The organism is Pseudonocardia petroleophila (assembly GCF_014235185.1).
Classification (GTDB): domain Bacteria; phylum Actinomycetota; class Actinomycetes; order Mycobacteriales; family Pseudonocardiaceae; genus Pseudonocardia; species Pseudonocardia petroleophila.
In genome coordinates, this window is the sequence record NZ_CP060131.1 from 2708170 (window position 1) to 2731208 (window position 23039).

A 23039-nucleotide genomic window follows, 5' to 3' on the forward strand; every position below is an offset into this window, starting at 1 on the left:
GGAGACGCCCGGATACCGTCGGCCGGTGCTCGACTCCACCGCCGCCGTCCTGCTCGCCCGCACCGCCCGCGCCCAGCGCGACGGCCGCGTCCCGTCACTGGTGGCGGGGGTGGTGCGCGACGGCGGGCTGGTGTGGTCGGCGGGTCGCGGGGCGATCGAGGAGCCGCACCGGGACGTCCAGTACCGGCTGGGCTCGATCAGCAAGACGGTCACGGCGATCACGGTCCTGCGCCTGCGCGACGAGGGGCTGCTCGACCTCGGCGACCCGCTGGAGCGCCACCTGCCCGGCACCCCGCTGGGCGACCGGACCCTGGGGCAGCTGCTCAGCCACCTCGCCGGAGCCGGGTCGGAGAGCCCGGGGCAGTGGTGGGAGCGCACGCCCGGCACGACGCTGGAGGGCCTCGCCCTCTCCGACGCCGACGTCGTGCTGCCCGCCGCCCGCCGCTTCCACTACTCCAACCTCGGCTTCGGCCTGCTCGGGGAGCTCGTCGCCCGGGCGCGCGGGCGCAGCTGGTCGGAGGTCGCGCGCGACGAGGTGCTGCTCCCGCTCGGGATGCGCCGCACGACCCCGCGCCCCGACGGCCGCGCCGCCCAGGGGTACGCCGTGCACCCGTGGGCCGACGTGACGCAGGTCGAGCCCGAGCACCACGCCGAGGTCATGGCCCCGGCCGGGCAGCTCTGGGCGACCGCCGACGACCTCGCCCGGCTCGGTGCGTTCCTGCTCGGCGACACCGGGGACGTCCTCTCGCCCGACACCGTCGAGGAGATGACGCTGCCGGCCGGGATCGACTCCTCGGCGCCCGGCTGGTCGTCCTACGGACTGGGCGTGCAGGTGCAGCGCACCGCCGACGGGACCGTGCTGGTCGGCCACGGCGGCTCGATGCCCGGCTTCCTCGCCGGGCTGTGGGTCGACCGCGAGGAGGCCACCGGGGCCCTCGCGATGGGCAACACCACCTCCGGCCTCGACGGCGGGCTGCCGGCGGGGCTGCTCGCCGACGTCCGCGCGGCCGAGCCCCGCGTCGTCGACGCCTGGGAGCCCACCCCGTCGCCGGTGCCGCTGGAGCTGCTCGGGCCCTGGTACTGGGGCCCCTCGCCGTACGTGCTGCGCGCCGTGCCGGGCGGGCTGCTGCACCTGGGCGGGCTCGGGCGGCCGGGCCGGTCCAGCCGCTTCCGCCCCGGCCCGGACGGCACCTGGACCGGCCTCGACGGCTACTTCGCGGGCGAGACCCTGCGCCTGGACCCGGTGGCGCTGAACCTGGCCACGTTCGTCCTCACCCGCACCCCGTACGACCCGACCGCGCCGGTGCCCGGCGGCGCGGGCGACTGGGCCTAGTCCTCGGCGAGAAGCCGGGCCCGGCGGGCCAGCACCTCGGGCCGGCGCCGGTCGTCGGCGGGCAGGCGCTCGGCGAGCAGGTCGTGCACCTCGAGCTCGTCGCGGCCCAGCGGGTGCGCGGCGAGCTCGGCCAGCAGGTCGACGTCGTCGGCGTCGAGGACGGCGCGGCGCAGGCCGACCTCCAGCTGGTCGCGCAGCTCCCGGATCTCCGGGGCGTCCGAGCGCGGCAGCAGGGGCCCGGCGCACGCGCGCAGGGCCTCGGCGGCGTTCCCCTTGCGCAGCGCGGTGCGGACGGCGTCGAAGTCGGTGTCGACGGCGGCGTCGAGGCGGTACGGGCGGGTGCGCAGGACGTCGGCCCCGATCAGGCCGCGCAGCCGCAGGATCTCCCCGCGGACGGTGGTGGGGTTGCCGTCGTCGCCGTAGAGCAGCAGGGCGAGGCGCTCGGCGGTGAGGCCGTCGGGGTGCAGGGCGAGCGCGGTGAGGATCTCGGCGGGCCGCAGGGTGACCTGCACCGTCTTGCCGTTGAGCACCACGCGCGGGCCGGCCTCGCCCATGAACCGCAGCGACAGCGCGCTGCGCCGGGCGGCGCGGGCGGGGCGCGGCGTGCGCAGCAGGTACCCCTCGGCGAGCGGCTCGACCACCATCTCGCGGCCGTCGTCGAGCAGCACGCGGTCGGACCCCTGCGGCAGCGCGACCCGCTCGGGCCACGTGCCGTACGGCTCGCCCGCGACGATCCGGCCGGTCGGGGTGACGAGCGCACCCTGCCCCCGCAGGCTCGTCAGGTGCGGCATGTTCCGCACGCGCAGCCGCTCGTCGGCGATGGCCAGGCGCACGCGCAGCTGGTTCTCCGCGAGCTGCGCGGTGGCCGACACGAGCTGCACCATCGCCGGGTGCACGGTGTGCAGCGGCCCGGAGATGTCGATGGCGCCGAGGATCGCGCCGGTGTCGGGGTCGTGCACGGGGGCGGCCGCGCAGGTCCACGCGTGGAACGCGCGCACCAGGTGCTCGGCGGAGTGGATCTGCACCGGGGCGTCGATGGCGAGGGTGGTGCCCATGGCGTTGGTGCCGATCGCGTCCTCGGACATCTTGAACCCCGGCGACAGGCCGGTGTCGTCGGCGATGTGCAGCAGCCGGGCCGCGCCCTCGCGCCACAGGATGGTGCCGTCGGCGTCGGTGACGAGCATGACGTGCATGGCCTCGTCGGCGATGCTCACGAGCGTGCTGCGCAGCAGCGGCAGGACGTCGTTGAGCGGGTGCGTCTCGCGCACCTCGGACAGGTCGTCCTCGGCGAACACCGCGGGCGGGGTGTGCCGGTCGGGGTCGACGTGCGCGGCGAGGCTGCGCTGCCAGCTCGCGGACACCAGCGACCGCGGGGCCCGCCCACCGGACCCGCCGGTCAGGGCACTGTCGTAGATCCCGTGCAGCACGCGGGCGTGCTCGACGGGATCGTGCACGGGCGTCGTGCCGTGCTCTCCGCGCGTCGTCATCCGTAGCTCCGAGCGTCATCGCCCCAGGACATGCCCCGCGGCCATCATCGCCCAGGCCCCCGAACGGGGCAAGCCGATCGTCGTTGCGCGTGCAACGTCGAGGCAACGCGGCGGTGCCTAACGTCGCACCCCAGTGATGCGAGACACGCCCGACGGCCCCAAGGAGGTTGGTCCGTGACCATCGATGCCGTGCTCGAGCCGGACGTGGCTCCGTTCGACCGCTCCGCCGCCGGGCGCCCGACGGCGCGCCGCACCGCCCGCCTGCTGATCGTCGACGGCGAGGCGATCGTCCGCTTCGGCCTGCGCCAGCTCGTGGCTCCCGACCCCGAGCTGGCCGTCGTCGGCGAGGCCGCGTCCCCGCGCGACGCCCTCGTCGTCGCCGACCGGTGCCCGCCCGACCTGGTGATCCTCGACGTCGACCTGGGCCGCGGCGACTCGGCGGGCGTCGAGCTGGCCCGGATGCTGCTCGAGCGCCACCGCGGCGTGCGGGTCCTCGTGCTGACGAGCTGTCGCGACCGCGAGGTCATGCGCCGCACCGTGCGCCTCGGCGTGCACGGCTACCTGCGCAAGGGCGCCGAGACCGCCGACATCCTGCGCGCGATCCACGCCCTGCTGCGCGGCGAGAGCGTCTTCGACTCCCGCGGCCCCGGCGCGGTCACCGACGTCGTGCGCGAGGAGGACCGCCCCGCCGTCCGCCAGCTCGGCGGCGCGATGCTCACCGACCGCGAGAACCAGGTGCTGCGCCTGCTCGCCGTGGGGATGTCCAACCGCGAGATCGGCGTGCGGCTGCTGATCAGCGAGGCCACGGTCAAGTTCCACGTGCGCAACCTGCGCGACAAGCTCGAGGTCCGCCGCCGCACCGAGATCGTCTACACGGCCACGCGGCAGGGCATCGTCTGACCCTGCTCTACCCTGCTCCGATGGAGCTGGTGCCGGCCGTGCTGGCCAGCGGGTGGGCGAGCGGCGTCAACGCCTACCTCTGCGTGGTCGTGCTCGGCGTGCTGGGCCGCTTCGGCGGGATCGAGGCGGTGCCCGAGGCCCTGACCCGCACCGACGTGCTCGTCGTCGCCGCGGTGCTCTACCTGCTGGAGTTCGTCACCGACAAGATCCCCTACGTCGACTCGCTGTGGGACGCGGTGTCCACCGCGATCCGGCCGACGGCGGGCGCGGTGATCGGGCTGCTCCTCGCCGGCGACGCGTCCTCGCTGGAGCAGGCGGTGCTGGCCGCGAGCGGTGGGGCGGCGGCGCTGGTCAGCCACCTCGTCAAGGGCGGGCTGCGGCTGATCGTCAACACCTCGCCCGAACCCGTCACGAACATCGGGGTGAGCCTCGGCGAGGACGTCGCGGTGGCCGGGGTGGCGACGCTCGTCGTCGTCGCCCCCGTGGTGGCGTTCGGGATCGCCGCGGTGCTGCTGGTGATCGGGCTGATCCTGCTGGTGCTGCTCTGGCGGAACGTGCGGCGCGGGTACCGCCGCTACCGCGCCTGGCGGGAGCGGCGGCTCGCGACCGCGTGAGGCTCAGCCGAAGAAGACCTCGGCCTCGGCGTAGAGCGCGGGGTCGACGACCTTGAGCTCCTTCGTCGCCTCGCTCAGCGGCACCATCGTGATGTCGGTGCCGCGCAGCGCCGTCATCTGGCCCCAGGCCCCGGCGTGCACCGCGTCGATCGCGTGCAGGCCGAAGCGGGTGGCGAGCCAGCGGTCGCGGGCGGTCGGGGTGCCGCCGCGCTGCACGTGCCCGAGCACCGTCGTGCGGGCCTCCTTGCCGGTGCGCGCCTCGATCTCCTTGGCCAGCCAGTCGCCGATGCCGCCGAGGCGGACGTGGCCGAACGCGTCCTTCTCCTCGTTGAGCAGCGACTCGTCGCGGTCCTTCGGCTTCGCGCCCTCGGACACGACGATGATCGGCGCGTAGTCGAGCCGGAAGCGCGACTCGACCCAGGTGCAGACCTGCTCGATGTCGAAGCGCACCTCGGGGATGAGGATGATGTTGGCGCCGCCCGCCATGCCGGCGTGCAGCGCGATCCAGCCCGCGTGCCGGCCCATGACCTCGACGATGAGCGCGCGGTGGTGCGACTCGGCGGTGGTGTGCAGCCGGTCGATGGCCTCCATCGCGATGTTGACCGCGGTGTCGAAGCCGAACGTGTAGTCGGTGCCGGACAGGTCGTTGTCGATCGTCTTCGGCACCCCGATGACGTTGACGCCGATCTCGTGCAGCTTCGTCGCGACGCCGAGGGTGTCCTCGCCGCCGATCGCGATGAGCGCGTCGACGCCGAGGTTCTGCAGGTTGGTGCGGATCTTCTCGACACCGCCCTCGATCGCGAACGGGTTGGTGCGCGACGAGCCGAGGATCGTGCCGCCGCGGGGCAGCAGGCCCCGGACGGCGGGGATGTCCAGCGGCTTCGTCAGTGCCTCGAGCGGCCCGCGCCAGCCGTCGCGGAAGCCGACGAACGAGTAGCCGTACTCGGGGACGCCCTTGCGGACGATCGCCCGGATGACCGCGTTCAGTCCGGGGCAGTCGCCACCACCGGTGAGCACGCCGACGCGCATGTGAGAGGCCTCTCCATCGATGCAGAAGTGGGCACACGCTAGCGTCGCCGGTCCGGGCGGGTGCGAGGAGGTGGGCGGTGCGCGAGCTGACGGCCGACTGCGCGCGCTGCACGGCGCTGTGCTGCGTCGTCCCCGCGTTCGCCGCGTCGGCCGACTTCGCGATCGACAAGCCCGCCGGGACCCCGTGCCCGAACCTGCGCCCCGACCACGGCTGCGGCATCCACCCCTCGCTGCGGGAGCGGGGCTTCCCCGGCTGCACCGTCTACGACTGCTTCGGCGCGGGCCAGCAGGTCGTGCAGGTGACGTTCGGCGGGCACCCCGACACCCGGGTCGCCGCGGTGTTCCCGACGATGCGGGTGCTGCACGAGCTGCTCGCGTTCGAGACCGCCGCGCTGGCGCTCGGCACCGCGCTGGACGGCGACCTGCGCCGCGCCCGCGACGAGACGCTGCGCCTGTCCGGCGGCACCCCGGACGCGCTCGCCGCCCTCGACCCGTCGGCGCACCGGGCGGAGGTGGCGGGGCTACTGCGGGCGGTCAGCGCGCTGGTCCGCGACCCGGCCGGCCCCGACCACGCGGGCGCCGACCTCGTCGGGTCCCGGCTGCGCGACCTGCGCCGCGGCTGCCTGCGCGGGGCGGTGCTGCTGGGGGCCGACCTGCGCGGGGCGGACCTGCGCGGCGCCGACCTGCTGGGCGCCGACCTGCGCGGCGCGGACCTGTCGGGGGCCGACCTCACCGGTGCGCTGTTCGTCGTGCAGGCCCAGCTCGACGCGGCCCGCGGCGACGCGGCGACCGTGGTCCCGGCGGGCCTGCGGCACCCGGCGCACTGGCCCTCGGGCGGCGGGCGCGGCTGACGCCCCGGTGCGGCCGGCTCACACCACCGCGTCCACCAGCCCGTACGCCACGGCCTCGGCGGCGGTGAACCAGCGCTCGGCCGCGGTGTCGGCCGCGACCTCCGCGGCGTCGCGCCCGCTGCGGGCCGCGGTCACGGCGACGGCCTCCCGCCGCTGCGCCCCGGACACCGTCGCCGGGGCCGGGTCCGCCGCCGGGGTGCGCAGGGCCAGCCGGGCGTGCCGGGCGGCCGTCCGCCGCCCGGGCGCCCCCGCGGTGACGACCAGCTGCCCCACCCCGGCCACGGCGCCGACGGCGCAGGTCGCGACCTCGGGCCCGACCAGCGCCATCGTGTCGACGACGGCGAGCCCGGCTCCCGCCGTCCCGGCGGTGCAGGACACGGTCAGCGTGATCTCCGCCCGCGGGTCGCGGGCGGCCAGCAGCCGCAGCCGCGCGCACACCCGGTCGGCGGCGTCGGCGTCGAGGACCCCGCCGACGTGGACGATCCGCACGTCGAGCAGGTGCTCGGCCACCGGGTCGGCGCCCGCCACGAGCAGCGTCGAGGTGAACGAGGGCTGCGGGGGCTGCGGCGGGGGCAGCGGCACGACGGTGGGGCGGTGGGGTTCGGGCACGGGAGCTCCTCGGGTCGGGCGGTCCCGCCGACGCTAGGACGGCCGGGCCCGCCCGGCGGCCGCGTTCGCCGTGGGCCCGCGTTTGCGCCGTGGGCGAACGGGCAAACCCGCGGCCGTGGAACACCTCGACGACGCCCACGCCCGGCCCGCCGGCGCCTCCGACGCACTCGTCTCCGCGGTCGGGACCCTGTCCGAGGCGCTGGAGCGGATCGAGCGCGCCCGCGGCGCGCTCTACGAGTTCCACCAGCTCACCGGCGGCGCCGACGCGCTCCTCGACGACGTCGTCGACGGGCTGCGGGCCGAGGGCCACGGCGATCTGGCCGACCGGATCTCCGAGGAGCTCATCGGGCTCAACGCGATCGCGGGGCGCTGGACGTTCCAGATCGTCGAGGAGTTCGACGACGGCTACTACGCGACCTGGCGGGAGCTGGAGCGCACCGTCCGCGACGCCACGATGGGCGGGCGCCGGCACGTCCTGGAGGCGGAGATGAAGGCACGTCGGCGCACGGCGGGCCGCGCAGGTCACGAGGCCACTCCGGGCTGATCGGGGGATTCACCTCACGTCCATCCGGAGGCCACCGGCTCCTCGATCGGGCTACCTAGTGTCGGAGCGTTCCCGAGCGCCCACCAGGAGGATGACCGTGGCAAAGCCCTGCCCGGATGCCGACCCCACCACCCGGCCCGGCACCGTCGCGCTGCCGTTGCTGTCCGACCAGCACCGCTCCGACCAGCACCGCCCCGGCCGCCTCTACACCTGCCGCTACCGCTGCGGCGACGCCTGCGCGCAGCCCGTCCCGAACCGCTCGGAGAACGAGTACTTCGGCACGATCCTGCAGCGGGCGATCTCCCGCCGCGGGGCGCTGCGCGCCGGGGCCGTGATCACCCTGGCCGTCGGCGCGTCCGGGGCGCTGGCCGCGTGCGCCCCCGCGGCCCCCGGCGCGCCCGAGGGCACGGGCGGCGGCCTGCCCGTCGGCCTCGACTACGAGACCGTGCCCGTCAACAACACCGACGCGATCACGGTGCCGCCGGGCTACCGCAGCAACGTCGTGATCCGCTGGGGCGACCCGATCGTCGACGGCGCGCCGGAGTTCGACTTCGCGAACCAGACGCCGGAGGCCCAGGCGCAGCAGTTCGGCTACAACAACGACTTCTGCGGCGTGCTGCCGCTCGACGGCGACCGCCTCGTCATGTTCAACAACCACGAGTACACGATCGAGCCGCTGATGTTCGCCGGCTACGACGAGGAGAACCCCACCGAGACGCAGGTGCGGATCGGGATGGCCGCGCACGGGCTGTCGGTGCACGTGGTGGAGCGCGACCCGGCCACCGGCGAGATGCGCGCGGTCCTCGACCCCCTCAACCGCCGCTACACCGCCACCTCGGAGTTCCGGCTGACCGGGCCCGCCGCCGGGTCGGCGCTGCTGCAGACCTCCGCCGACCCCACCGGCACCCGCGTGCTCGGCACGCTGAACAACTGCGCGGGCGGCGTCACGCCGTGGGGCACGTTCCTGTCCGGCGAGGAGAACTTCAACCAGTACTTCGCCAACGCAGCGTCGGTCGTCGACCCCGCGGTGCTGGCCCGGGCCGAGCGCTACGGGATCACCGAGGAGGCCTCGGAGCGCAAGTGGGAGCGCTTCGACCCGCGCTTCGACATGCTCGCCGAGCCCAACGAACCCAACCGGTTCGGCTGGATCGTCGAGGTCGACCCGCAGGACCCGACGGCCACCCCGGTCAAGCGGACGGCGCTGGGCCGGTTCAAGCACGAGGGCGCCACCATCCACCTGGCCGCCGACGGCCGCGCCGTCGCGTACATGGGCGACGACGAGCGCTTCGACTACGTCTACAAGTACGTCTCGAACGCCGCGGTGCGGGAGGGCAACACCCGCGCCGCCCGCGAGGCCAACGCCACCCTGCTCGACGACGGCACCCTCTACGTCGCCCGCTTCACCGGCAACAGCCCGGCCACCGAGATCACCGGCGACGGCGCCCTGCCCGCCGACGGCGCGTTCGACGGCACCGGTGAGTGGATCAAGCTGGCGGCGGGCACGGAGTCGTTCGTGCCGGGGATGTCGGCCGAGGAGGTCTACGTCTTCACCCGCCAGGCCGCCGACGTCGTCGGGGCCACGAAGATGGACCGCCCCGAGGACGTCGAGGCCAACCCGGTGACCGGGCGCGTCTACATCGCGCTCACCAACAACACCGACCGCGGCACCGAGGGCGCGGCCGGTCCCGACGAGGCGAACCCGCGCACCGAGAACGCGCACGGGCACGTCGTCGAGTTCGAGGAGGACGGCGGCGACGCGGCGGCCGGCGCCTTCTCCTGGCGGATCCTGCTGGTCTGCGGGGACCCGGAGGACCCGAGCACGTACTTCGCCGGGTTCGACAAATCGCAGGTCAGCCCGATCACCTCGCCGGACAACCTCGCGTTCGACGGCCACGGCAACCTGTGGATCTCCACCGACTCCGGACGCGCGCTGGAGGTGGCCGGCACCCCCGCGGGCATCAACGACGGGCTCTACGGGGTGTCGCTGGAGGGGGAGACGCGCGGGCGCACCGCGCTGTTCGCGACCGTGCCGAACGGGGCGGAGTGCTGCGGGCCCGTCGTCACCGACGAGTTCGTGCTGATCTCGCCGCAGCACCCGGGCGACCTCGACGGCGCGAGCACCGAGACCCCGCAGTCGACCTGGCCCGACGGACCGGGCAGCCAGCCGCGGCCGTCGGTCGTGAACATCTGGCGCGAGGGCGAGGGCGGGCGCCCCGGCCGGATCGGCGAGTAGGGGCCCTACGAGCAGGCCGCGGCGAGCGGGCCGCCCGACCCGCCGCCGCGCTCGAACGACACGTGCACGTGGTCGAAGTGGTTCTCGGTCACGCCGCCGCGGTCGGACATGGGCTCCCAGCCCTCGCCGTAGTTGACGCGCTGGCGCCAGATCACGTAGCTGATCCCGAGCGCCTCCTGGTTGGCCAGCGCGCAGTCGGCGATCCGGTCGCCGCGCTCCCGCTCGGTCATGAAGTCGATCGCCAGGCCTCGGGGGTGGTCGGAGACGCGGGCGCGCCCGGCCACCCCGATCAGCGTCGGCGACTCGTAGAGGCAGGAGATGAAGCGGGCCGCGTCGCGGACGAAGTCCTTGACGGCGCCGAGCCCGCGCAGCGGCACGTCGCAGTTCGCGGCGGCCTCGCGGGCCAGGCGGGCCTCCTCGGCCGCGCGGGCCTCCTCGGCGAGTCCGGCCGCCTTGAGCAGCGACTCCGCGTCGGTGACGGGCGCCGCGGCCTCGTCCCGGGCCAGCACCGGCAGGATGCTCGCGGCGAGCAGCCGCCCGTCGACGAGCTGGCCCTCGACGGGTGCGGCCGCCGCCGGTGGCGCGGCGAGCAGGGGCGCCGGGGCGCTCGCGGCCCGGGCCGACTCGGCGGCCAGCGCCAGTGCCGCGGTGTCGTCGGGGTCGGCCGGGAGCGCCGGGACGAGCGGCGCGGCGACCGACAGCAGGCCCGCGGTGGCGGCCGCGGCCACCAACCCGTTGCGGACGGCCGGGGCGGCGTGGCGGGGGCCGACGCGCGGGGCGACGGCGGGCCCGGCCGGGCGGACGTCGTCGGCGAACTCGCGCGGCGGGGCGGCAAACTCGCGCGGCGGGGCGGCAAACTCGCGCGGCGGGGTGGGCTCGGGGGCGGGTCGTTCGAGCAGGGCGACCCCGCCGCCGCCCGCGTACGGGGTGGGCGGCGCGTCGGCGCGACGCGACGCCGCACCGGTGACCGCGACCGCCTGGGGAGCGGACCGCTGGTGCGTGCGCCGGCCGGCGGGGGAGCGGTGCCGGGACACGTCTACCTCTTCGTCGGGCCCTCCGGCGTCCGGTTCGGGGACCGGCCGGGGCGGGGACCCCGGTGCCGTACGGGCTCTTGCGCGGCCGACGATAGCGGTTAGGTCACGGATCGGAGTCAACCGTCACTCCGCGTGAGTCGGGCGTGTCGCTGCGCGCGACGAGCGGCGATCAACACCCGGAGAGGCTGCCGCCGCCACCGGAGTCGAACGAGACGTGCACGTGGTCGAAGTGGTTGGCCGTGACACCGCCCCGGTCCTCCATCGGCTCCCAGCCGCTGCCGTAGTTGATCCGCTGCTCCCAGATGACGTAGCTGATGCCGAGGGAGTCCATGTTGCGCAGCGCGCAGGCGGCCAGGCCGTCGCCGGTGGCGCTGTCGACCATGAAGTCGATGGCCTTGCCCGACGGGTGGTCCGACGTGCCGGCGCGCCCGGCGACACCGTGCATGGTCGACACGTCGTAGAGGCAGCCCAGGAACTCGGCGGCCTCGCGCACGAAGTCCTTCACGGCGCCCAGCTGCCCGGTGTTCAGCCCGCAGTCGGCGCCGACCGAGGACCGGCGCTCGGCCTCCGCCGCCTCGGCGGCGGCCCGCTCGGCCTCCTCCGCGGCGCGCGCCTCGGCGGCGACGCGCTCCTCCTCGGCCCGCGCGATCTGCTCCTCGGCCATCTGCACGGCCTTGACGAGCGGGGCGGGGTCGTCGAGCACGTCGGTGTCGGGGACGACCGGCTGCACCGCCGGGACCATCAGCACCTCGGGCACGGCGGCCTGGACCGGGAGGTCGGAGCGCGCCGCGACGTCGGCGATCTCCGGGGTCGCGGCCGGCGCGGCCGCGCCCATCAGGGACAGCGCGCCACCGGCGACGGCGACGACCGCGGCGCCGCGGCGCACCGGCGTGGAGCCCAGTGGTCCGGGGAACGCCGGGACCACGGGGGTGGAGACGGAGTCCGGCCGGCGCGTGGAGGGCCATCCGGTCGCCCGGCGCAGCGCCGGGGACGGAGTGCTCTCGTGCGCGCGGCGGCCTCGGGGGGAGCGATGCCGAGCCACGTTGAACCTTCCGGGCCGACGGTGCGGCTGGACGTCCGGTTCGGGGGGAGCCGGTCGGGTGGGGAGTCCCGTGTCCAGTTCGTGACCGTGCCGTCATTGACCCGGAACCGAAACTAGGCAACCTCCCCGCGTTCCGCTCGCTCGGACGCGCTCCGCAACGACGACCGTCACTCGGCGTGCGACGAACGGTGCCCGGTTGGCCCGTTCGTCGTACGCGGCGGGCTCACTGCTCGCGCAGTCGGACCACCCGGCCGTTGAGGGGCTGCAGGTCCCGGGCGTCGCCGTCGGGGAAGAGCTCGCGGACCTCGGAGATGGTCTCGTCGGCGACCGAGCCGGGGGTGCGCAGCACCAGCCACGACACGCCCTCGGTGTTGGGCTTCGTGGTGAGCGACCCGGGATAGCGCAGGGTCGACAGGTCCGCGGGCAGGTCGCCGGCCAGGTCCGCCCCGGCGATCGCGATCTCCTCGCCGCACTCCTCGGGCAGGTCGTCGAGGACGCGGTCGGCCGTGGTTCCCCCGGGTCCGCCGCCGTCGAGGAACCGCCCGATGACGAGCGTCTCGCCGTTCGGACCGGCGTGCACGAAGTGCTGCTCGACCGCGTACCGGCGCCCGTCGAGCGTGTGCTCGGAGGCGGTGTGGAAGTGGAACTGCTTGAGCTCGTAGCGGACGCCGTCCAGCGAGATGCCCGCCGCGCCCGCGGGGACCTCGGCCTCGATCGTCTCCTCGCGCCCGCGGGTGGTGCAGCCGGTCGGGTCGTCGGGGTCGCGGCTGACGTAGCGGACGGACAGGTCGACCGACCGCGGGTAGTCGACGACGAGCTCCGGCAGCTCCGGGGCCGGGACCGCGTCCGCCGTGCTCAGGGCGACCGGGCTCTGCTGCGGTCCCGCGGGGGGTGCGGGGCTCGTCGACGCCGCTCCGGACGGCGCGGTGCCCGGCGGGGCCGGTGACGGGTCGGTGGCGCAACCGACCAGCCCGGGGGTGAGGAGGAGGGCGGGGACGGCGGTCAGGAACGAACGGCGGGTGGGCACGACGTCGAGCTCCGGTTCCAGGTCGGTGTCACTCATTCCGGTGATCCGGAAGCTACGCTCGGATGTGGATCGTTGCCAGTGCTAAGCGTATGTCGTCCCCGATGTCCGGATCCGGCCCGAGACCGCGGATGAGCAGCCCGAATCCGGGGTCGGATCGACCCGTGTAGGGTTCGTGGTGTTCGTCCGTCGGTTTCGGTGTTCGTGTGATGCACGCCCGCAGGAACAAGTTGTCGGGGACAGCCCGGTCCACAGAGGTCCGGGGGGTCGCCGTCAGGGACGGTCGGTCGGGTGGTCGCGCAGTGCGACCCCCACCACCATCTGCTAGGAGCTCATCGCATGGCGCAGGGAACTGTGAAGTGGTTCAACGGGGAGAAGGGCTTCGGCTTCATCTCCGTCGACGGGGGCGGCGCTGACGTCTTCGTGCACTACTCCGAGATCGACGCGGGCGGCTTCCGCTCGCTCGACGAGGGGCAGCGCGTGGAGTTCGAGGTCGGCCAGGGCGCCAAGGGGCCGCAGGCCACCGGCGTTCGCGTCGTCTGACCCACCTCTCTTCGCGGAAGCCCGTCACCCCCTCGGGGGTGGCGGGCTTCCGTCGTTCCGGGGCCCCGACGGCGCAGACCGAGAGGTCACCGCGCAGACCGCCGGCGGCCTGCGCGGTGCACCCGGGTCTGCGAGGTCGGTCGCACGTGGCCCGGCGGCGCTCATGCGGCCGGCGGGTCGTCCAGCAGGTACCAGGGCACCATGTTGATCGCGCCGTTGAGGCCGGGCATGGGCACGCCCTGGGCCGTCAGGTCGCGCTCCTCGTCGCGCGCCACCACCATCCACCGCCCCGCGGTGTCGCGGCTGAGTTCGAGCTCGACCGTCTGGTCCTCGCCGTCGGCGCGGGAGCGGTAGATGCGGCACCGCGAGGCGATCTCCCAGAGCTGGGCCTCGACGAGGAACGGCACCTTCTCCAGGATGGGGAGCACGTCGTCCATGGGCGCACGCTATCGGGACGACGCCCGCGGGGATGTCTCAGATCGCGCCTGCGCGCGCCGCGCCGCCGACTCGCGGGGATCGTGGACGGTCGCGACCGCGTCGACGTCGGTGTGGTGCTCGACGGTGTAGAAGCGCACCTCGTGGCCGTCGGGGTCGTGCAGCAGCGGCAGGATCCAGCCGAACGTCGCGACGTGCACCCCCGCGTGGGTCTCGCCCAGCGCGGAGAGCCGGGCGGCCAGTGCCTGGATGGACTCCTGGTCCGGCACCCCGATGGAGAAGTAGTCGAACCCGGCGGCCGCCTCGGCGCGGGCGGGGTCCAGGCGCAGGGCGAGGTCGGGGCCGCCCCGCGGGTGGGTCAGGCCGATCCCGACGAGCGTGCCTCCCTCGATCCACTCCTGCGCCTGCTCGTAGCCCAGCCGGCTCGTGTACCAGTCGCGCGAGCGCTCCAGGTCCCGGACCGGGAGCTTGAGGTGGTGGACGCCGGCCAGCGCCGGTGCGGTCCCCGTGGATCCCATGACGGCCTCCCGTTGCAGTACCACTGCATGATGCAGTTAGACTGCAACCTGTGACCCCGCCCGTCAAGGCCCGTCCGCGGGCCGCGCAGATCGCCGAGACCGAACGGCGGGTGGTCGGGGCCGCGGCCCGGCTGTTCGTCGCCGACGGCTACGCGGCCACGACGCTCACCGCCGTCGCCGACGCCGCCGGGGTGGGGGCCCGCACGATCTACGTGCGCTTCGGCTCGAAGGCGGCCCTGCTCAAGCGCGTCGTCGACGTGGCGATCGTGGGTGACACCGAACCCGTCGACGTGCTGGGCCGGGACTGGATGCGGGCCGCGCTGACCGCGGCGACCGCCGACGAGCGGCTCGCCGCGGCCGCCGCAGCGGGCCGCCGGATCATGGAACGGGCCGGACCGGTGTTCGCCGTGGCCCAGCAGGCCGCGGCGGTCGAGCCGCTGATCGAGGCCTACTGGGACGAGGGCCGGGCGCAGACCCGGCACACCGGGCGGGTGTTCTGGTCCCGGATGGCGCAGGACGGCCTGCTCGACCCGGCGTGCGACCTCGACCGGATCGTCGACAGCGCGGCCGTCGTGTGCGCCGCCGAGACCTACCTGCTCGGCCGACGGATGCTCGGCTGGTCGCCCGCCGACTACGAGGCCTGGCTGCTCCGGACGACGACGTCGCTCACGCGGCCCTGAGCCGCGGGCTCAGAAGTTGCCGCGCCGCTCCTGCTCGCGCTCGATGGCCTCGAACAGCGCCTGGAAGTTGCCTGCGCCGAAGCCGAGCGACCCGTGCCGCTCGATGATCTCGAAGAAGACGGTCGGGCGGTCACCGAGCGGCTTGGTGAAGATCTGCAGCAGGTAGCCGTCCTCGTCGCGGTCGACGAGGATGCCGCGGGCCGCCAGCTCCTCGATCGGCACGCGGACGTGGCCGATGCGGGCGCGCAGCTGCGGGTCGGAGTAGTAGGACTCCGGGGTGGACAGGAACTCCACGCCGCGCTCGCGCAGCGCGTCGACGGTGGCGAGGATGTCGGTGGTGGCCAGCGCGAGGTGCTGCGCGCCGGGGCCGCCGTAGAACTCGAGGTACTCGTCGATCTGGCTGCGCTTCCTGCCGATCGCCGGCTCGTTGAGCGGGAACTTCACGCGGTGGTCGCCGCTGGCGACGACCTTGCTCATCAGTGCGGAGTACTCGGTGGCGATGTCCTCGCCGACGAACTCGGCCATGTTCGTGAAGCCCATGACCCGGTTGTAGAAGCCGACCCACTCGTCCATGTGCCCGAGCTCGACGTTGCCCACGACGTGGTCGAGCGCCTGGAACAGCCGGGGCCCGGCCGTCACGCCGCCGCGGGCGACGAACCCGGGCAGGTACGGGCCGGTGTAGCGGGAGCGGTCGACGAGCGTGTGCCGCGTCTCGCCGTAGGTGGCGATCGCGGCGGAGCGGACGGTGCCGTGCGCGTCGGTCTCGTCGTGCGGCTCCACCAGCACCGTGGCGCCCTGGGCGCGGGCGTGCGCGACGCAGCGGTCGACGTCGGGCACCTCGAGGGCGATGTCGACGATCCCGTCGCCGTGGCGGCGGTGGTGGTCGGCGACCGGGGACGCCGGGTCGACGGCGCCGGTCAGCACGAACCGCACCGCGCCGGAGCGCAGGACGTAGGCGTGGTGGTCGCGGTTGCCGGTCTCCGGGCCGGAGTAGGCGACCAGCTCCATGCCCCACACGGCCTGGTAGAGGTGCGCGGCCTGGGTGGCGTTGCCCACGGCCCACACGACGGCGTCCCAGCCGATGACCGGGAACGGGTCGCCGTCGCCGTCGTGCTCCACGAGGCCGACGAGCTGGCGCAGCTGGTCGAGGTCGAGCTCGGCCAGGCGCTCCTGGCCGGTCAGGGGGGTCTGGTCGATGCTCATGGGCACCATGACAGCGCCCGGTCCGGTGCTGCGCAACAGGCCGCTCCCGAGGTGGACGGGATGGGCAGAACGGCCAGTCGGAGCCGCCGCGGGCTGTACATTCTGCCCATGCTGGACGCCCTCGACATCGACCTGCTCCGCGCGCTGCGCGAGACCCCCCGCGCCGGGGTGCTGGAGCTGTCCCGCACGCTCGGGGTGGCCCGCGGCACCGTGCAGTCGCGGATCGACCGCCTCGAGCGCGACGGCGTCGTCACCGGGTACGGCCCCGACGTCGACGTGGTCGCGGCCGGGTTCCCGGTGCAGGCGTTCGTGACGCTGGAGATCGCCCAGGGCGCGCTCGACGACGTCACCGCGGAGCTCTCGGCGCTGCCCGCGGTGCTGGAGGCCCACGCCACCACCGGCACCTCCGACGTGCTGTGCCGCCTCGCCGCGGCCTCCCACGAGGACCTGCAGGAGACCCTGCTGCAGATCGACCGCTCCGGCACGGTCTCCCGCTCCACGAGCGTGATCGTGCTCTCGACCGTCGTCGCCCCGCGGACGGCGCCGCTGCTGGAGCGGGGCCCGCGTCGCGGCGCACCCCGGGCGCCCGCGTACCGCCGCGGGTAGCGCGTGCGCCGAATCACGGCTGCAGGGTGTCGGGGGCAGTGGGTACCGTCGGATCACGGCGGCCCGACCGGTCGCCGGAACGGGGGAAGCACATGTCCGGCGACGGTGTCGCTCGCGACGAGCCGCAGGCACCGGTGACGCGGGTGGGTCTGGCGATCGGCCTGCTGGTCGGCTCGGCGTTCGTCATGATCCTCAACGAGACGATCATGAGCGTGGCGCTGCCCGTGCTGATCGTCGACCTGCGGATCAGCGCGAGCACGGCCCAGTGGCTGACCAGCGGGTTCCTGCTCACGATGGCCGTGGTCATCCCGGTCACCGGGTACCTGCTGCAGCGGTACTCGCCGCGGCAGGTGTTCGTGGCGGCGATGACGATCTTCAGCACGGGCACCCTGGTGGCCGCGCTGTCGCCCGGCTTCGAGCTGCTGCTGGTGGGCCGCGTCGTGCAGGCCGTCGGCACCGCGGTGATGATCCCGCTGCTGTTCACCACGGTGATGACGCTGATCCCCCTCGAGCGCCGCGGCACCACCATGGGCACGATCTCGATCGTCATCGCGGTGGCGCCCGCGGTCGGCCCCACGATCTCGGGCCTCATCCTCTCCGCGCTCGACTGGCGCTGGATGTTCTGGATCGTGCTGCCGATCGCCCTGGTCGCGCTCGCCGCGGGGGCCTCGCTGCTGCGGGTGCCCGCCGAGACGCGCACGGTCCCGCTCGACGTGCTGTCGGTGCTGATCTCCGCGGTCGCGTTCAGCGGCCTGGTCTACGGCCTGAGCGCGATCGGCGAGGCCGCGCGCGGCGGGGCCCGGGTGCCGCCGTGGATCCCGGTGGTCATCGGGGCGGTGGCGATGGTCGTGTTCGTCCGGCGCCAGCTGCGGCTGCAGCGCGACGACCGCGCCCTGCTCGACCTGCGGCCGTTCGCGCACCGCTCGTTCGTCGTGTCGGTGCTGCTCGTGGCGCTGAGCATGATGGCGCTGTTCGGCGCGCTGATCCTGCTGCCGCTCTACCTGCAGGAGGTGCTCGGCACCGACCCGTTCACCACGGGGCTGGTGGTGCTGCCCGGCGGCCTGGTGATGGGTCTGCTCGGCCCGGTGGTCGGCCGCGCGTTCGACCGCGTCGGCGCCCGCCCGCTGGTGATCCCCGGGGCCGTGGTGCTCAGCGGGGCGCTGTGGATGCTCACGCTGCTGGTCGGCGGCCCGCTGTGGACCGTCGTCGCCGCGCACGTCGTGCTGAGCGCGGGCATCGCCGTGATGCTCACGCCGCTGATGACCGACGCACTGAGCTCGCTGCCCGCGTCGCTGTACTCGCACGGCAGCGCGATCATCACCACGCTGCAGCAGGTGGCGGGCGCCGCGGGCACCGCGCTGTTCGTCACGGTGATGACGATCGCGTCGGTGTCGGACGGGGCGATCGACGCGGCAGGCGTGCGCGTCGCGTTCGGGACGGCCGCGGTGATCTCGCTCGGCGCGATCGCCGTGTCGCTGCTGGTGGCGCCGAAGCGGACGGCCGCGCCCGAGACGGTCGACGCCGCCGCATGACCCGCACGGTCGTCCTCGACGTCGGCGACGTGCTGATCCCCACCGGCCCGCTGCACGAGTCGGTGGGGGCGGGGCTGGGGCTCGACGCGGAGACCTTCCGCGCCGGGTTCGGCACCGGCCGCGCCGGCTACGACCTCGGCGGGCCGGCCGGGGAGTACTGGTCCGGGGTCGTGCGCGCGTGGGGCCGCGACCCGGAACCGGCCCTGCTCGCCGAGCTGGAGCGCCGCGACGCCGAGCGCTGGACGGCCCTGCCGCCCGGCGAGGCGGAGCTGGTGGCCGAGCTGGCCGCCGCGGGCGACCGGCTCGCGATCCTGTCCAACGCGCCCGCGCCGCTCGCCGCCGCGGCCCGCGCCGCGTCCTGGACCGACCCGTTCGAGGTGATCGTGTTCTCCGCCGAGGTCGGGCTGGCCAAGCCCGACCCGGCCGTCTTCGCCGCGGTCGAGGCCCGGCTCGGGCCCACCGGGGGGATCGTGTTCCTCGACGACAAGCCGGCCAACGTCGAGGCGGCCCGGGCCCACGGCTGGGCCGCCCACGTCTTCGTCGACGTCGCCACGGCCCGGCGCGACCTCAGCCGTCGCGGTGGAACGCGGTGAGCCGGTCGGCCTCCGCCTCGACGTCGTCCCGGACGGCGGGCGGCAGGGCCTCGAACGGCGCGGTCCGCACGCGCCCGTCGGCGTAGCGCCAGGTGCCCGCCACCCGCCCGTCGACGAGGAACGTCGGTGCCGACTGCGGCTTGCGGACGTGGAACACCTCGTGCCGGTGCTCGGCCGGGACGAGCCGCGCGCGGGTGGCGTGGCCGAGCAGCAGCGCGCCGTCGAAGGTGCCGAGGAACCGCACGGGGGCCGGGGCGTCGGCCTCCGGCAGCGCGGCGCGCGGCAGGTCGTACAGCAGGGCGCCGTCGGGGTCGCGGAAGGTGCGCAGCGCGAGGCGGTCGAGCACCGTCCTCGTGTGCGTGATCGTCCAGCCGGCGTAGCGGCCGAGGTCGCCGGGGGTGGCGGGGCCGTAGCCGCGCAGGTAGCGGCGGGCGAGCAGCTCCTCGGCCGCGGCGAGGTCGACGGGGGCGCGGGGGGTCCGCGCGAGCCCGTAGACGTGGGCGCGCGGGCGTTCCCAGGTGCCCGCGGGCGGCACGCGCACCAGGTCGAGCCACAGCTGCACCCCGGTGAACGCGTCCTTGCCGAACCCGGCCGCGAGCAGCCCGTCGACGATCGCGGCCTGCGTCAGCGGCCCGGCGGCCAGCAGGTCGCGGACGACCTCGGCCGCGGCCGGCATGTCGATGCCGGCGCTGCGGGGGTCCCGGGTCCACCACACCCGGCGGTGCGCGCGCACGGCCTCGGTCAGCGGCGGGTGGTCGGCCGCGGACACCATGTGGATCGTGCAGCGCATCACCCAGCCCTGGACGATCCGGCCGCGGGTCAGGGCGTCGGTGAGGTCGGCGCGGCGGAACCCGGCCAGTCGCGACCACAGGCCGATGTAGGCCGACGGGCTGTACTGCGTCTGCAGCCCGCCCACCCGCTCGACGGCCGCGACGGGATCCAGGTCGGCGCGCTCCAGCAGCAGCTGGCGGGCCAGCAGCGCGCGGTTGAGTCGCGCCCACGACAGCTCCCGCTCCGCCACGGCCCCATCCTGCTACCCGGAGAACGCCGCCAGGAAGCGGTCCCGGAAACCCTCCATCGGCCAGACCGGGGCGTCCGGGGCGGGTCGCAGGCCCGGCGTCCAGTCCCAGGAGGCGACGCGGTCGAGCACCGCGGCGTCGCGGGTCACCACCGAGATCGGGACGTCCGCCGTCGCGCCACCGCCGGTGACGGCCGCGGACGGCTGGTGGTCACCGAGCACGAGGAGCACGAGGTCGTCGTCGCCGTGGGTCCGCACCCAGGACACGATGCTGTCGAGGGAGTAGGCGATCGCCCCGGCGTACTCCGCGGGCCCGGGCGGCACGCCCCGGTAGACCGACCCGTCCCCGACGGCCGCCCAGTCCAGCACCGGCGGCACGTACGCCCACGGCGCGTGGCTGCTGACCAGCGCGATCTCGGCCATCAGCGGGGCGTGCGCCGCGTCGAGCTCGGCGCGCTGGAACGCGGCGAGGGTGTACTGGTCGGGCACCGTGGCCCAGCCGTGGTCCGGCCCGCGGTAGCCCAGTGCGGCGAAGTCGTGGACGGTGTCGTAGCCGTAGAAGCCGGCCTCGGGCCACTCCCGGGTCGTGCCTGGCATGACCCCGACCGTCCGCCAGCCGGCGTCGCCGAACGCGCTGCTCAGCGTCATCCGGTCGCTGCCGACGAGCGCGGCGTGGCGCCGCTGGTCGTCGACGCGCAGGCCGGAGAGGAACGTGGCGTGGGCGAGCCAGCTGTTGCCGCCCACCACCGGTGAGGTGAGGAAGCCGCTGCGGGTGGCGAACCCGGCGGCGGCGAGGTCGCGGGTGCCGGCGTCGAGGTGCGGGCCGACGAGGTCCACGGCGTCGCGGCCGTAGCTCTCCACGAACGCGACGACGACGTCCTTGCCCGCCAGCGCCGCGAGCAGCCCGTCGGCGCCGCGGTAGGGGTCGGCGGCCAGCTGCGCGGCGAAGACCTCGGCGTCGGCGAGGCCGTCGCGGACCTGGACCGCGTGGTCGCGGACGAGCACCGCGGCGCCCGCGGAGGCGACCGGGGCGCCGAGCAGCGCGGCGACCACCCAGACCGGCGTCAGCACGGCGACCGCGCGGGCGGCGGTGCGCCGGTGCGCCACGGCGAGCCGGGCCAGGTGCCGCACGGCCAGCGCGACGCCGACGACCAGCGCCAGCGCGGCGACGGCCGCCGCCGTCGCGACCCCGACCGCCGCGGGCACCCCCGCCGACCCCGCCACGAACTCGACGCCCGCCGCGACCGAGGTGGCGTCGAGCAGCGGGTCGAACGGGCGGGCCAGCACGGCGCGGAACCCGGCGTCGAGGACGGCCAGCACGGCGACGACCCCCAGCACGGTCCCGGCGACGGTCGCCGCGGGCCGCACCGCCCTGGCCGGGAGCAGCAGCGCCACGGCGAGCAGCGCCAGCCCCTCGACGGGCAGCCGCAGGATCCCGAGGGCGTCGCGCGGCACGACCATCGCGGCCAGCACCACGACCGCGGCGAGCGCGGTCCTCACCGGGCGCGCCACAGGAACACCACGCTCTGCCCGAACGACCACACGAGCAGCACCAGCGCCGCCGCGACCACCCAGCCCGGCGCCCCGGCGACCGCCGCCACCAGCACGATCCCCTGCACCGCGGCCACGGCCTTCGCCGAGTACCGCACCGGCAGGGCCCCGCGCAGCCACGGCAGCAGCCGGCCCGCCGCCGCGTACGCGTAGCGCATCAGCCCGATCGCGAGCACCCACGGGCCGAGCAGGACGGCGACGTGCGCGCTGAGCACGAGCAGCAGGACCGCGTCGACCTCCATGTCGAACCGGGCCCCCAGCGCCGAGGCCGTCCCGGTGCGCCGGGCCACCCGCCCGTCGACGGCGTCCAGGGCCAGGGCGACCGACGCGACGGCGACGATCGGCACCGGTCCCGCCCCGTCGACCACCAGGGCCAGCACCCCTCCGACCAGTGCGGCCCGCGCGAGCGTCACCAGGTCGGCCGGCCCGAGCGCGTCGGTGCCGGCCCGGCGGGCCGCGGTGTCGAGCAGGGTCCACAGGCCAGCGGCGAAGAGCAGCCCGGCGGCCCACCCGACCGGGCCGAGGCCGGTGAGCGCCGTCAGCAGCGCGAGCAGCACGACCTGGGCGGCGGCTCCGCACGCCTGCTGGGTGGGTCGCTGCCGGGATACGGTCGTCGCGGCTCGGGTGTGCACACCAGGGACACGCATCCGGGGCCGCCGGAGTTCAGAGGAGATCGGGTGGACCGCAGTGCTCGGGCCTTCTGGGTCGCCGCGCCGGGCCACGGGGAGATCCGCGACGTCGAGCTGACGCCCCCCGGACCGGACGACGTGCTCGTCCGCACGCTGACCTCCGGCGTCAGCCGCGGCACCGAGACGCTGGTGTTCCGCGGCGGCGTGCCGCACAGCCAGCACGCGGTGATGCGCGCACCGTTCCAGGACGGGGAGTTCCCCGGGCCGGTGAAGTACGGCTACCTCAACGTCGGCGTCGTCGAGCTGGGCCCGCCCCACCTGCTCGGGCGCACCGTGTTCGGCCTGTACCCGCACCAGACCCGCTGGGTGGTCCCGGCCGGTGCCGTCACCGTCGTCCCCGACGACGTCCCGCCGGCCCGTGCGGTGCTGGCCGGCACCGTCGAGACCGCCGTGAACGCGCTGTGGGACGCCGCGCCGCTGGTCGGCGACCGGATCGCCGTCGTCGGGGCCGGGATGGTCGGCTGCTGCGTGGCCGCGGTGCTCGCCGGGTTCCCGGGCGTGCGCGTCGAGCTGGTCGACGTCGACCCCGCCCGCGCCGCGATCGCCGACGCGCTGGGCGTCGGCTTCGCCGCCCCGGCCGCCGCCGCGGGGGAGTGCGACCTCGTGGTGCACGCGAGCGCCACCGACGCGGGGCTCGCGCGGAGCCTGGAGCTGCTCGCCGTCGAGGGGGAGGTGCTGGAGCTGAGCTGGTACGGCGACCGCGCCGTCACCGTCCCGCTGGGCGCGGGCTTCCACTCCCGCCGGCTGAGCATCCGCAGCAGCCAGGTCGGGATGGTCGCGCCCGCCCGGCGCGGCCGCCGCGGCTACGCCGACCGCCTCGCGCTGGCGCTGCGCCTGCTCGCCGACCCGCGCTACGACGCGCTCGTCGCCGACGCCGTGCCCTTCGAGGAGCTCCCGCGGCTGCTGACCCGCCTCGCCGCCGGTGAACCGTTCGCGCCGTGCGTCCGTGTCCTCTACGGCTGAGTCCTTCG

The 23039-nt window shown here is 75.3% G+C and carries 24 protein-coding genes; 12 read left to right on the forward strand and 12 right to left on the reverse strand.

Features of this window, described 5'->3' with window-relative positions:
* Positions 1 to 25: 25 nt before the first annotated feature.
* Positions 26 to 1333 carry a serine hydrolase domain-containing protein gene (locus H6H00_RS13665; protein ID WP_185721630.1) on the forward strand — a complete coding sequence of 436 codons (1308 nt, stop codon included), beginning with the start codon at positions 26 to 28 and terminating at the stop codon, positions 1331 to 1333.
* Here the strand turns inward: H6H00_RS13665 and H6H00_RS13670 are convergent.
* A complete protein-coding gene (locus H6H00_RS13670) occupies positions 1330 to 2820 on the reverse strand; it encodes a helix-turn-helix domain-containing protein (protein ID WP_185721631.1) in 1491 nt (496 codons plus the stop codon). The two genes, H6H00_RS13665 and H6H00_RS13670, sit on opposite strands and share 4 nt — an antisense overlap.
* A gap of 174 nt (positions 2821 to 2994) precedes the next feature.
* Between H6H00_RS13670 and H6H00_RS13675 the strand changes: the two genes are divergently transcribed.
* Together H6H00_RS13675 and H6H00_RS13680 are read left to right on the forward strand one after the other, a co-directional pair.
* On the forward strand, positions 2995 to 3720 hold the full coding sequence (locus tag H6H00_RS13675; RefSeq protein WP_255425736.1) for a LuxR C-terminal-related transcriptional regulator: 726 nt from the start codon (positions 2995 to 2997) through the stop codon (positions 3718 to 3720).
* 20 nt (positions 3721 to 3740) lie between these two features.
* Positions 3741 to 4334, forward strand: coding sequence for a DUF4126 domain-containing protein (locus H6H00_RS13680; protein WP_185721633.1), 594 nt, complete (start codon positions 3741 to 3743; stop codon positions 4332 to 4334).
* A gap of 3 nt (positions 4335 to 4337) precedes the next feature.
* Here H6H00_RS13680 and H6H00_RS13685 read toward each other — a convergent pair whose 3' ends face one another.
* Complete coding sequence (locus H6H00_RS13685) at positions 4338 to 5363, reverse strand: 6-phosphofructokinase (RefSeq protein ID WP_185721634.1); 1026 nt, start codon at positions 5361 to 5363, stop codon at positions 4338 to 4340.
* 77 nt (positions 5364 to 5440) lie between these two features.
* On the opposite strand from H6H00_RS13685, the gene H6H00_RS13690 reads away from it, so the two are divergent.
* Positions 5441 to 6214 carry a pentapeptide repeat-containing protein gene (locus H6H00_RS13690; protein WP_185721635.1) on the forward strand — a complete coding sequence of 258 codons (774 nt, stop codon included), beginning with the start codon at positions 5441 to 5443 and terminating at the stop codon, positions 6212 to 6214.
* Between the two features lie 18 nt (positions 6215 to 6232).
* Here the strand turns inward: H6H00_RS13690 and H6H00_RS13695 are convergent, their stop codons facing one another.
* The gene (locus H6H00_RS13695; protein WP_185721636.1) at positions 6233 to 6823 is read right to left on the reverse strand and encodes an ATP-dependent Clp protease proteolytic subunit; all 591 of its coding nucleotides are present in this window, start codon (positions 6821 to 6823) and stop codon (positions 6233 to 6235) included.
* A 115-nt stretch (positions 6824 to 6938) separates the two neighbouring features.
* Here H6H00_RS13695 and H6H00_RS13700 point away from each other — a divergent pair, with 115 nt between their 5' ends.
* Together H6H00_RS13700 and H6H00_RS13705 are read left to right on the forward strand one after the other, a co-directional pair.
* Positions 6939 to 7367 (forward strand): hypothetical protein, encoded by a 429-nt coding sequence (locus tag H6H00_RS13700; protein WP_185721637.1) that lies wholly within the window; start codon positions 6939 to 6941, stop codon positions 7365 to 7367.
* Between the two features lie 151 nt (positions 7368 to 7518).
* Positions 7519 to 9600 carry a PhoX family protein gene (locus H6H00_RS13705; protein WP_379539759.1) on the forward strand — a complete coding sequence of 694 codons (2082 nt, stop codon included), beginning with the start codon at positions 7519 to 7521 and terminating at the stop codon, positions 9598 to 9600.
* A gap of 5 nt (positions 9601 to 9605) precedes the next feature.
* On the opposite strand, the gene H6H00_RS13710 is transcribed toward H6H00_RS13705, so the two are convergent.
* The 3 genes from H6H00_RS13710 to H6H00_RS13720 all read right to left on the reverse strand — a co-directional run bounded on the left by H6H00_RS13710 (position 9606) and on the right by H6H00_RS13720 (position 12739).
* Positions 9606 to 10634, reverse strand: coding sequence for a VldE C-terminal domain-containing protein (locus tag H6H00_RS13710; protein ID WP_185721639.1), 1029 nt, complete (start codon positions 10632 to 10634; stop codon positions 9606 to 9608).
* A gap of 169 nt (positions 10635 to 10803) precedes the next feature.
* Positions 10804 to 11559, reverse strand: a complete 756-nt coding sequence (locus tag H6H00_RS13715) for a VldE C-terminal domain-containing protein (protein WP_185721640.1) — start codon at positions 11557 to 11559, stop codon at positions 10804 to 10806.
* Positions 11560 to 11899: 340 nt separating this feature from the next.
* On the reverse strand, positions 11900 to 12739 hold the full coding sequence (locus H6H00_RS13720; protein WP_185721641.1) for a carbonic anhydrase family protein: 840 nt from the start codon (positions 12737 to 12739) through the stop codon (positions 11900 to 11902).
* A 300-nt stretch (positions 12740 to 13039) separates the two neighbouring features.
* Here H6H00_RS13720 and H6H00_RS13725 point away from each other — a divergent pair, with 300 nt between their 5' ends.
* Complete coding sequence (locus H6H00_RS13725; RefSeq protein WP_185721642.1) at positions 13040 to 13243, forward strand: cold-shock protein; 204 nt, start codon at positions 13040 to 13042, stop codon at positions 13241 to 13243.
* 161 nt (positions 13244 to 13404) lie between these two features.
* Here the strand turns inward: H6H00_RS13725 and H6H00_RS13730 are convergent, their stop codons facing one another.
* The gene (locus tag H6H00_RS13730) at positions 13405 to 13680 is read right to left on the reverse strand and encodes a hypothetical protein (RefSeq protein WP_185721643.1); all 276 of its coding nucleotides are present in this window, start codon (positions 13678 to 13680) and stop codon (positions 13405 to 13407) included.
* A 9-nt stretch (positions 13681 to 13689) separates the two neighbouring features.
* A complete protein-coding gene (locus tag H6H00_RS13735; RefSeq protein WP_185721644.1) occupies positions 13690 to 14196 on the reverse strand; it encodes a VOC family protein in 507 nt (168 codons plus the stop codon).
* A gap of 50 nt (positions 14197 to 14246) precedes the next feature.
* On the opposite strand from H6H00_RS13735, the gene H6H00_RS13740 reads away from it, so the two are divergent.
* Positions 14247 to 14876: a TetR/AcrR family transcriptional regulator gene (locus tag H6H00_RS13740; protein ID WP_185721645.1), complete on the forward strand. Its 630-nt coding sequence runs from the start codon at positions 14247 to 14249 to the stop codon at positions 14874 to 14876.
* A gap of 9 nt (positions 14877 to 14885) precedes the next feature.
* On the opposite strand, the gene hppD is transcribed toward H6H00_RS13740, so the two are convergent.
* Positions 14886 to 16079 (reverse strand): 4-hydroxyphenylpyruvate dioxygenase, encoded by a 1194-nt coding sequence (gene hppD, locus H6H00_RS13745; RefSeq protein ID WP_185721646.1) that lies wholly within the window; start codon positions 16077 to 16079, stop codon positions 14886 to 14888.
* A gap of 108 nt (positions 16080 to 16187) precedes the next feature.
* Between hppD and H6H00_RS13750 the strand changes: the two genes are divergently transcribed.
* The 3 genes from H6H00_RS13750 to H6H00_RS13760 all read left to right on the forward strand — a co-directional run bounded on the left by H6H00_RS13750 (position 16188) and on the right by H6H00_RS13760 (position 18810).
* The gene (locus H6H00_RS13750) at positions 16188 to 16685 is read left to right on the forward strand and encodes an Lrp/AsnC family transcriptional regulator (RefSeq protein ID WP_185721647.1); all 498 of its coding nucleotides are present in this window, start codon (positions 16188 to 16190) and stop codon (positions 16683 to 16685) included.
* Between the two features lie 92 nt (positions 16686 to 16777).
* Positions 16778 to 18217, forward strand: a complete 1440-nt coding sequence (locus tag H6H00_RS13755) for a DHA2 family efflux MFS transporter permease subunit (RefSeq protein WP_185721648.1) — start codon at positions 16778 to 16780, stop codon at positions 18215 to 18217.
* Complete coding sequence (locus H6H00_RS13760; RefSeq protein WP_185721649.1) at positions 18214 to 18810, forward strand: HAD-IA family hydrolase; 597 nt, start codon at positions 18214 to 18216, stop codon at positions 18808 to 18810. The genes H6H00_RS13755 and H6H00_RS13760 overlap by 4 nt, the downstream gene beginning before the upstream one ends.
* Here the strand turns inward: H6H00_RS13760 and H6H00_RS13765 are convergent.
* The 3 genes from H6H00_RS13765 to H6H00_RS31860 are packed head-to-tail and all read right to left on the reverse strand — an operon-like array spanning position 18785 to position 21936.
* The gene (locus tag H6H00_RS13765; protein WP_255425737.1) at positions 18785 to 19831 is read right to left on the reverse strand and encodes a winged helix DNA-binding domain-containing protein; all 1047 of its coding nucleotides are present in this window, start codon (positions 19829 to 19831) and stop codon (positions 18785 to 18787) included. The two genes, H6H00_RS13760 and H6H00_RS13765, sit on opposite strands and share 26 nt — an antisense overlap.
* A 12-nt stretch (positions 19832 to 19843) precedes the next feature.
* Positions 19844 to 21328: a sulfatase-like hydrolase/transferase gene (locus tag H6H00_RS13770; protein ID WP_255425738.1), complete on the reverse strand. Its 1485-nt coding sequence runs from the start codon at positions 21326 to 21328 to the stop codon at positions 19844 to 19846.
* On the reverse strand, positions 21325 to 21936 hold the full coding sequence (locus H6H00_RS31860; RefSeq protein ID WP_221775871.1) for a CDP-alcohol phosphatidyltransferase family protein: 612 nt from the start codon (positions 21934 to 21936) through the stop codon (positions 21325 to 21327). Before H6H00_RS31860 ends, H6H00_RS13770 begins: the two co-directional genes overlap by 4 nt.
* 120 nt (positions 21937 to 22056) lie before the next feature.
* Between H6H00_RS31860 and H6H00_RS13775 the strand changes: the two genes are divergently transcribed.
* Positions 22057 to 23031, forward strand: coding sequence for a zinc-dependent alcohol dehydrogenase (locus H6H00_RS13775; protein ID WP_185721650.1), 975 nt, complete (start codon positions 22057 to 22059; stop codon positions 23029 to 23031).
* Positions 23032 to 23039: the final 8 nt, after the last annotated feature.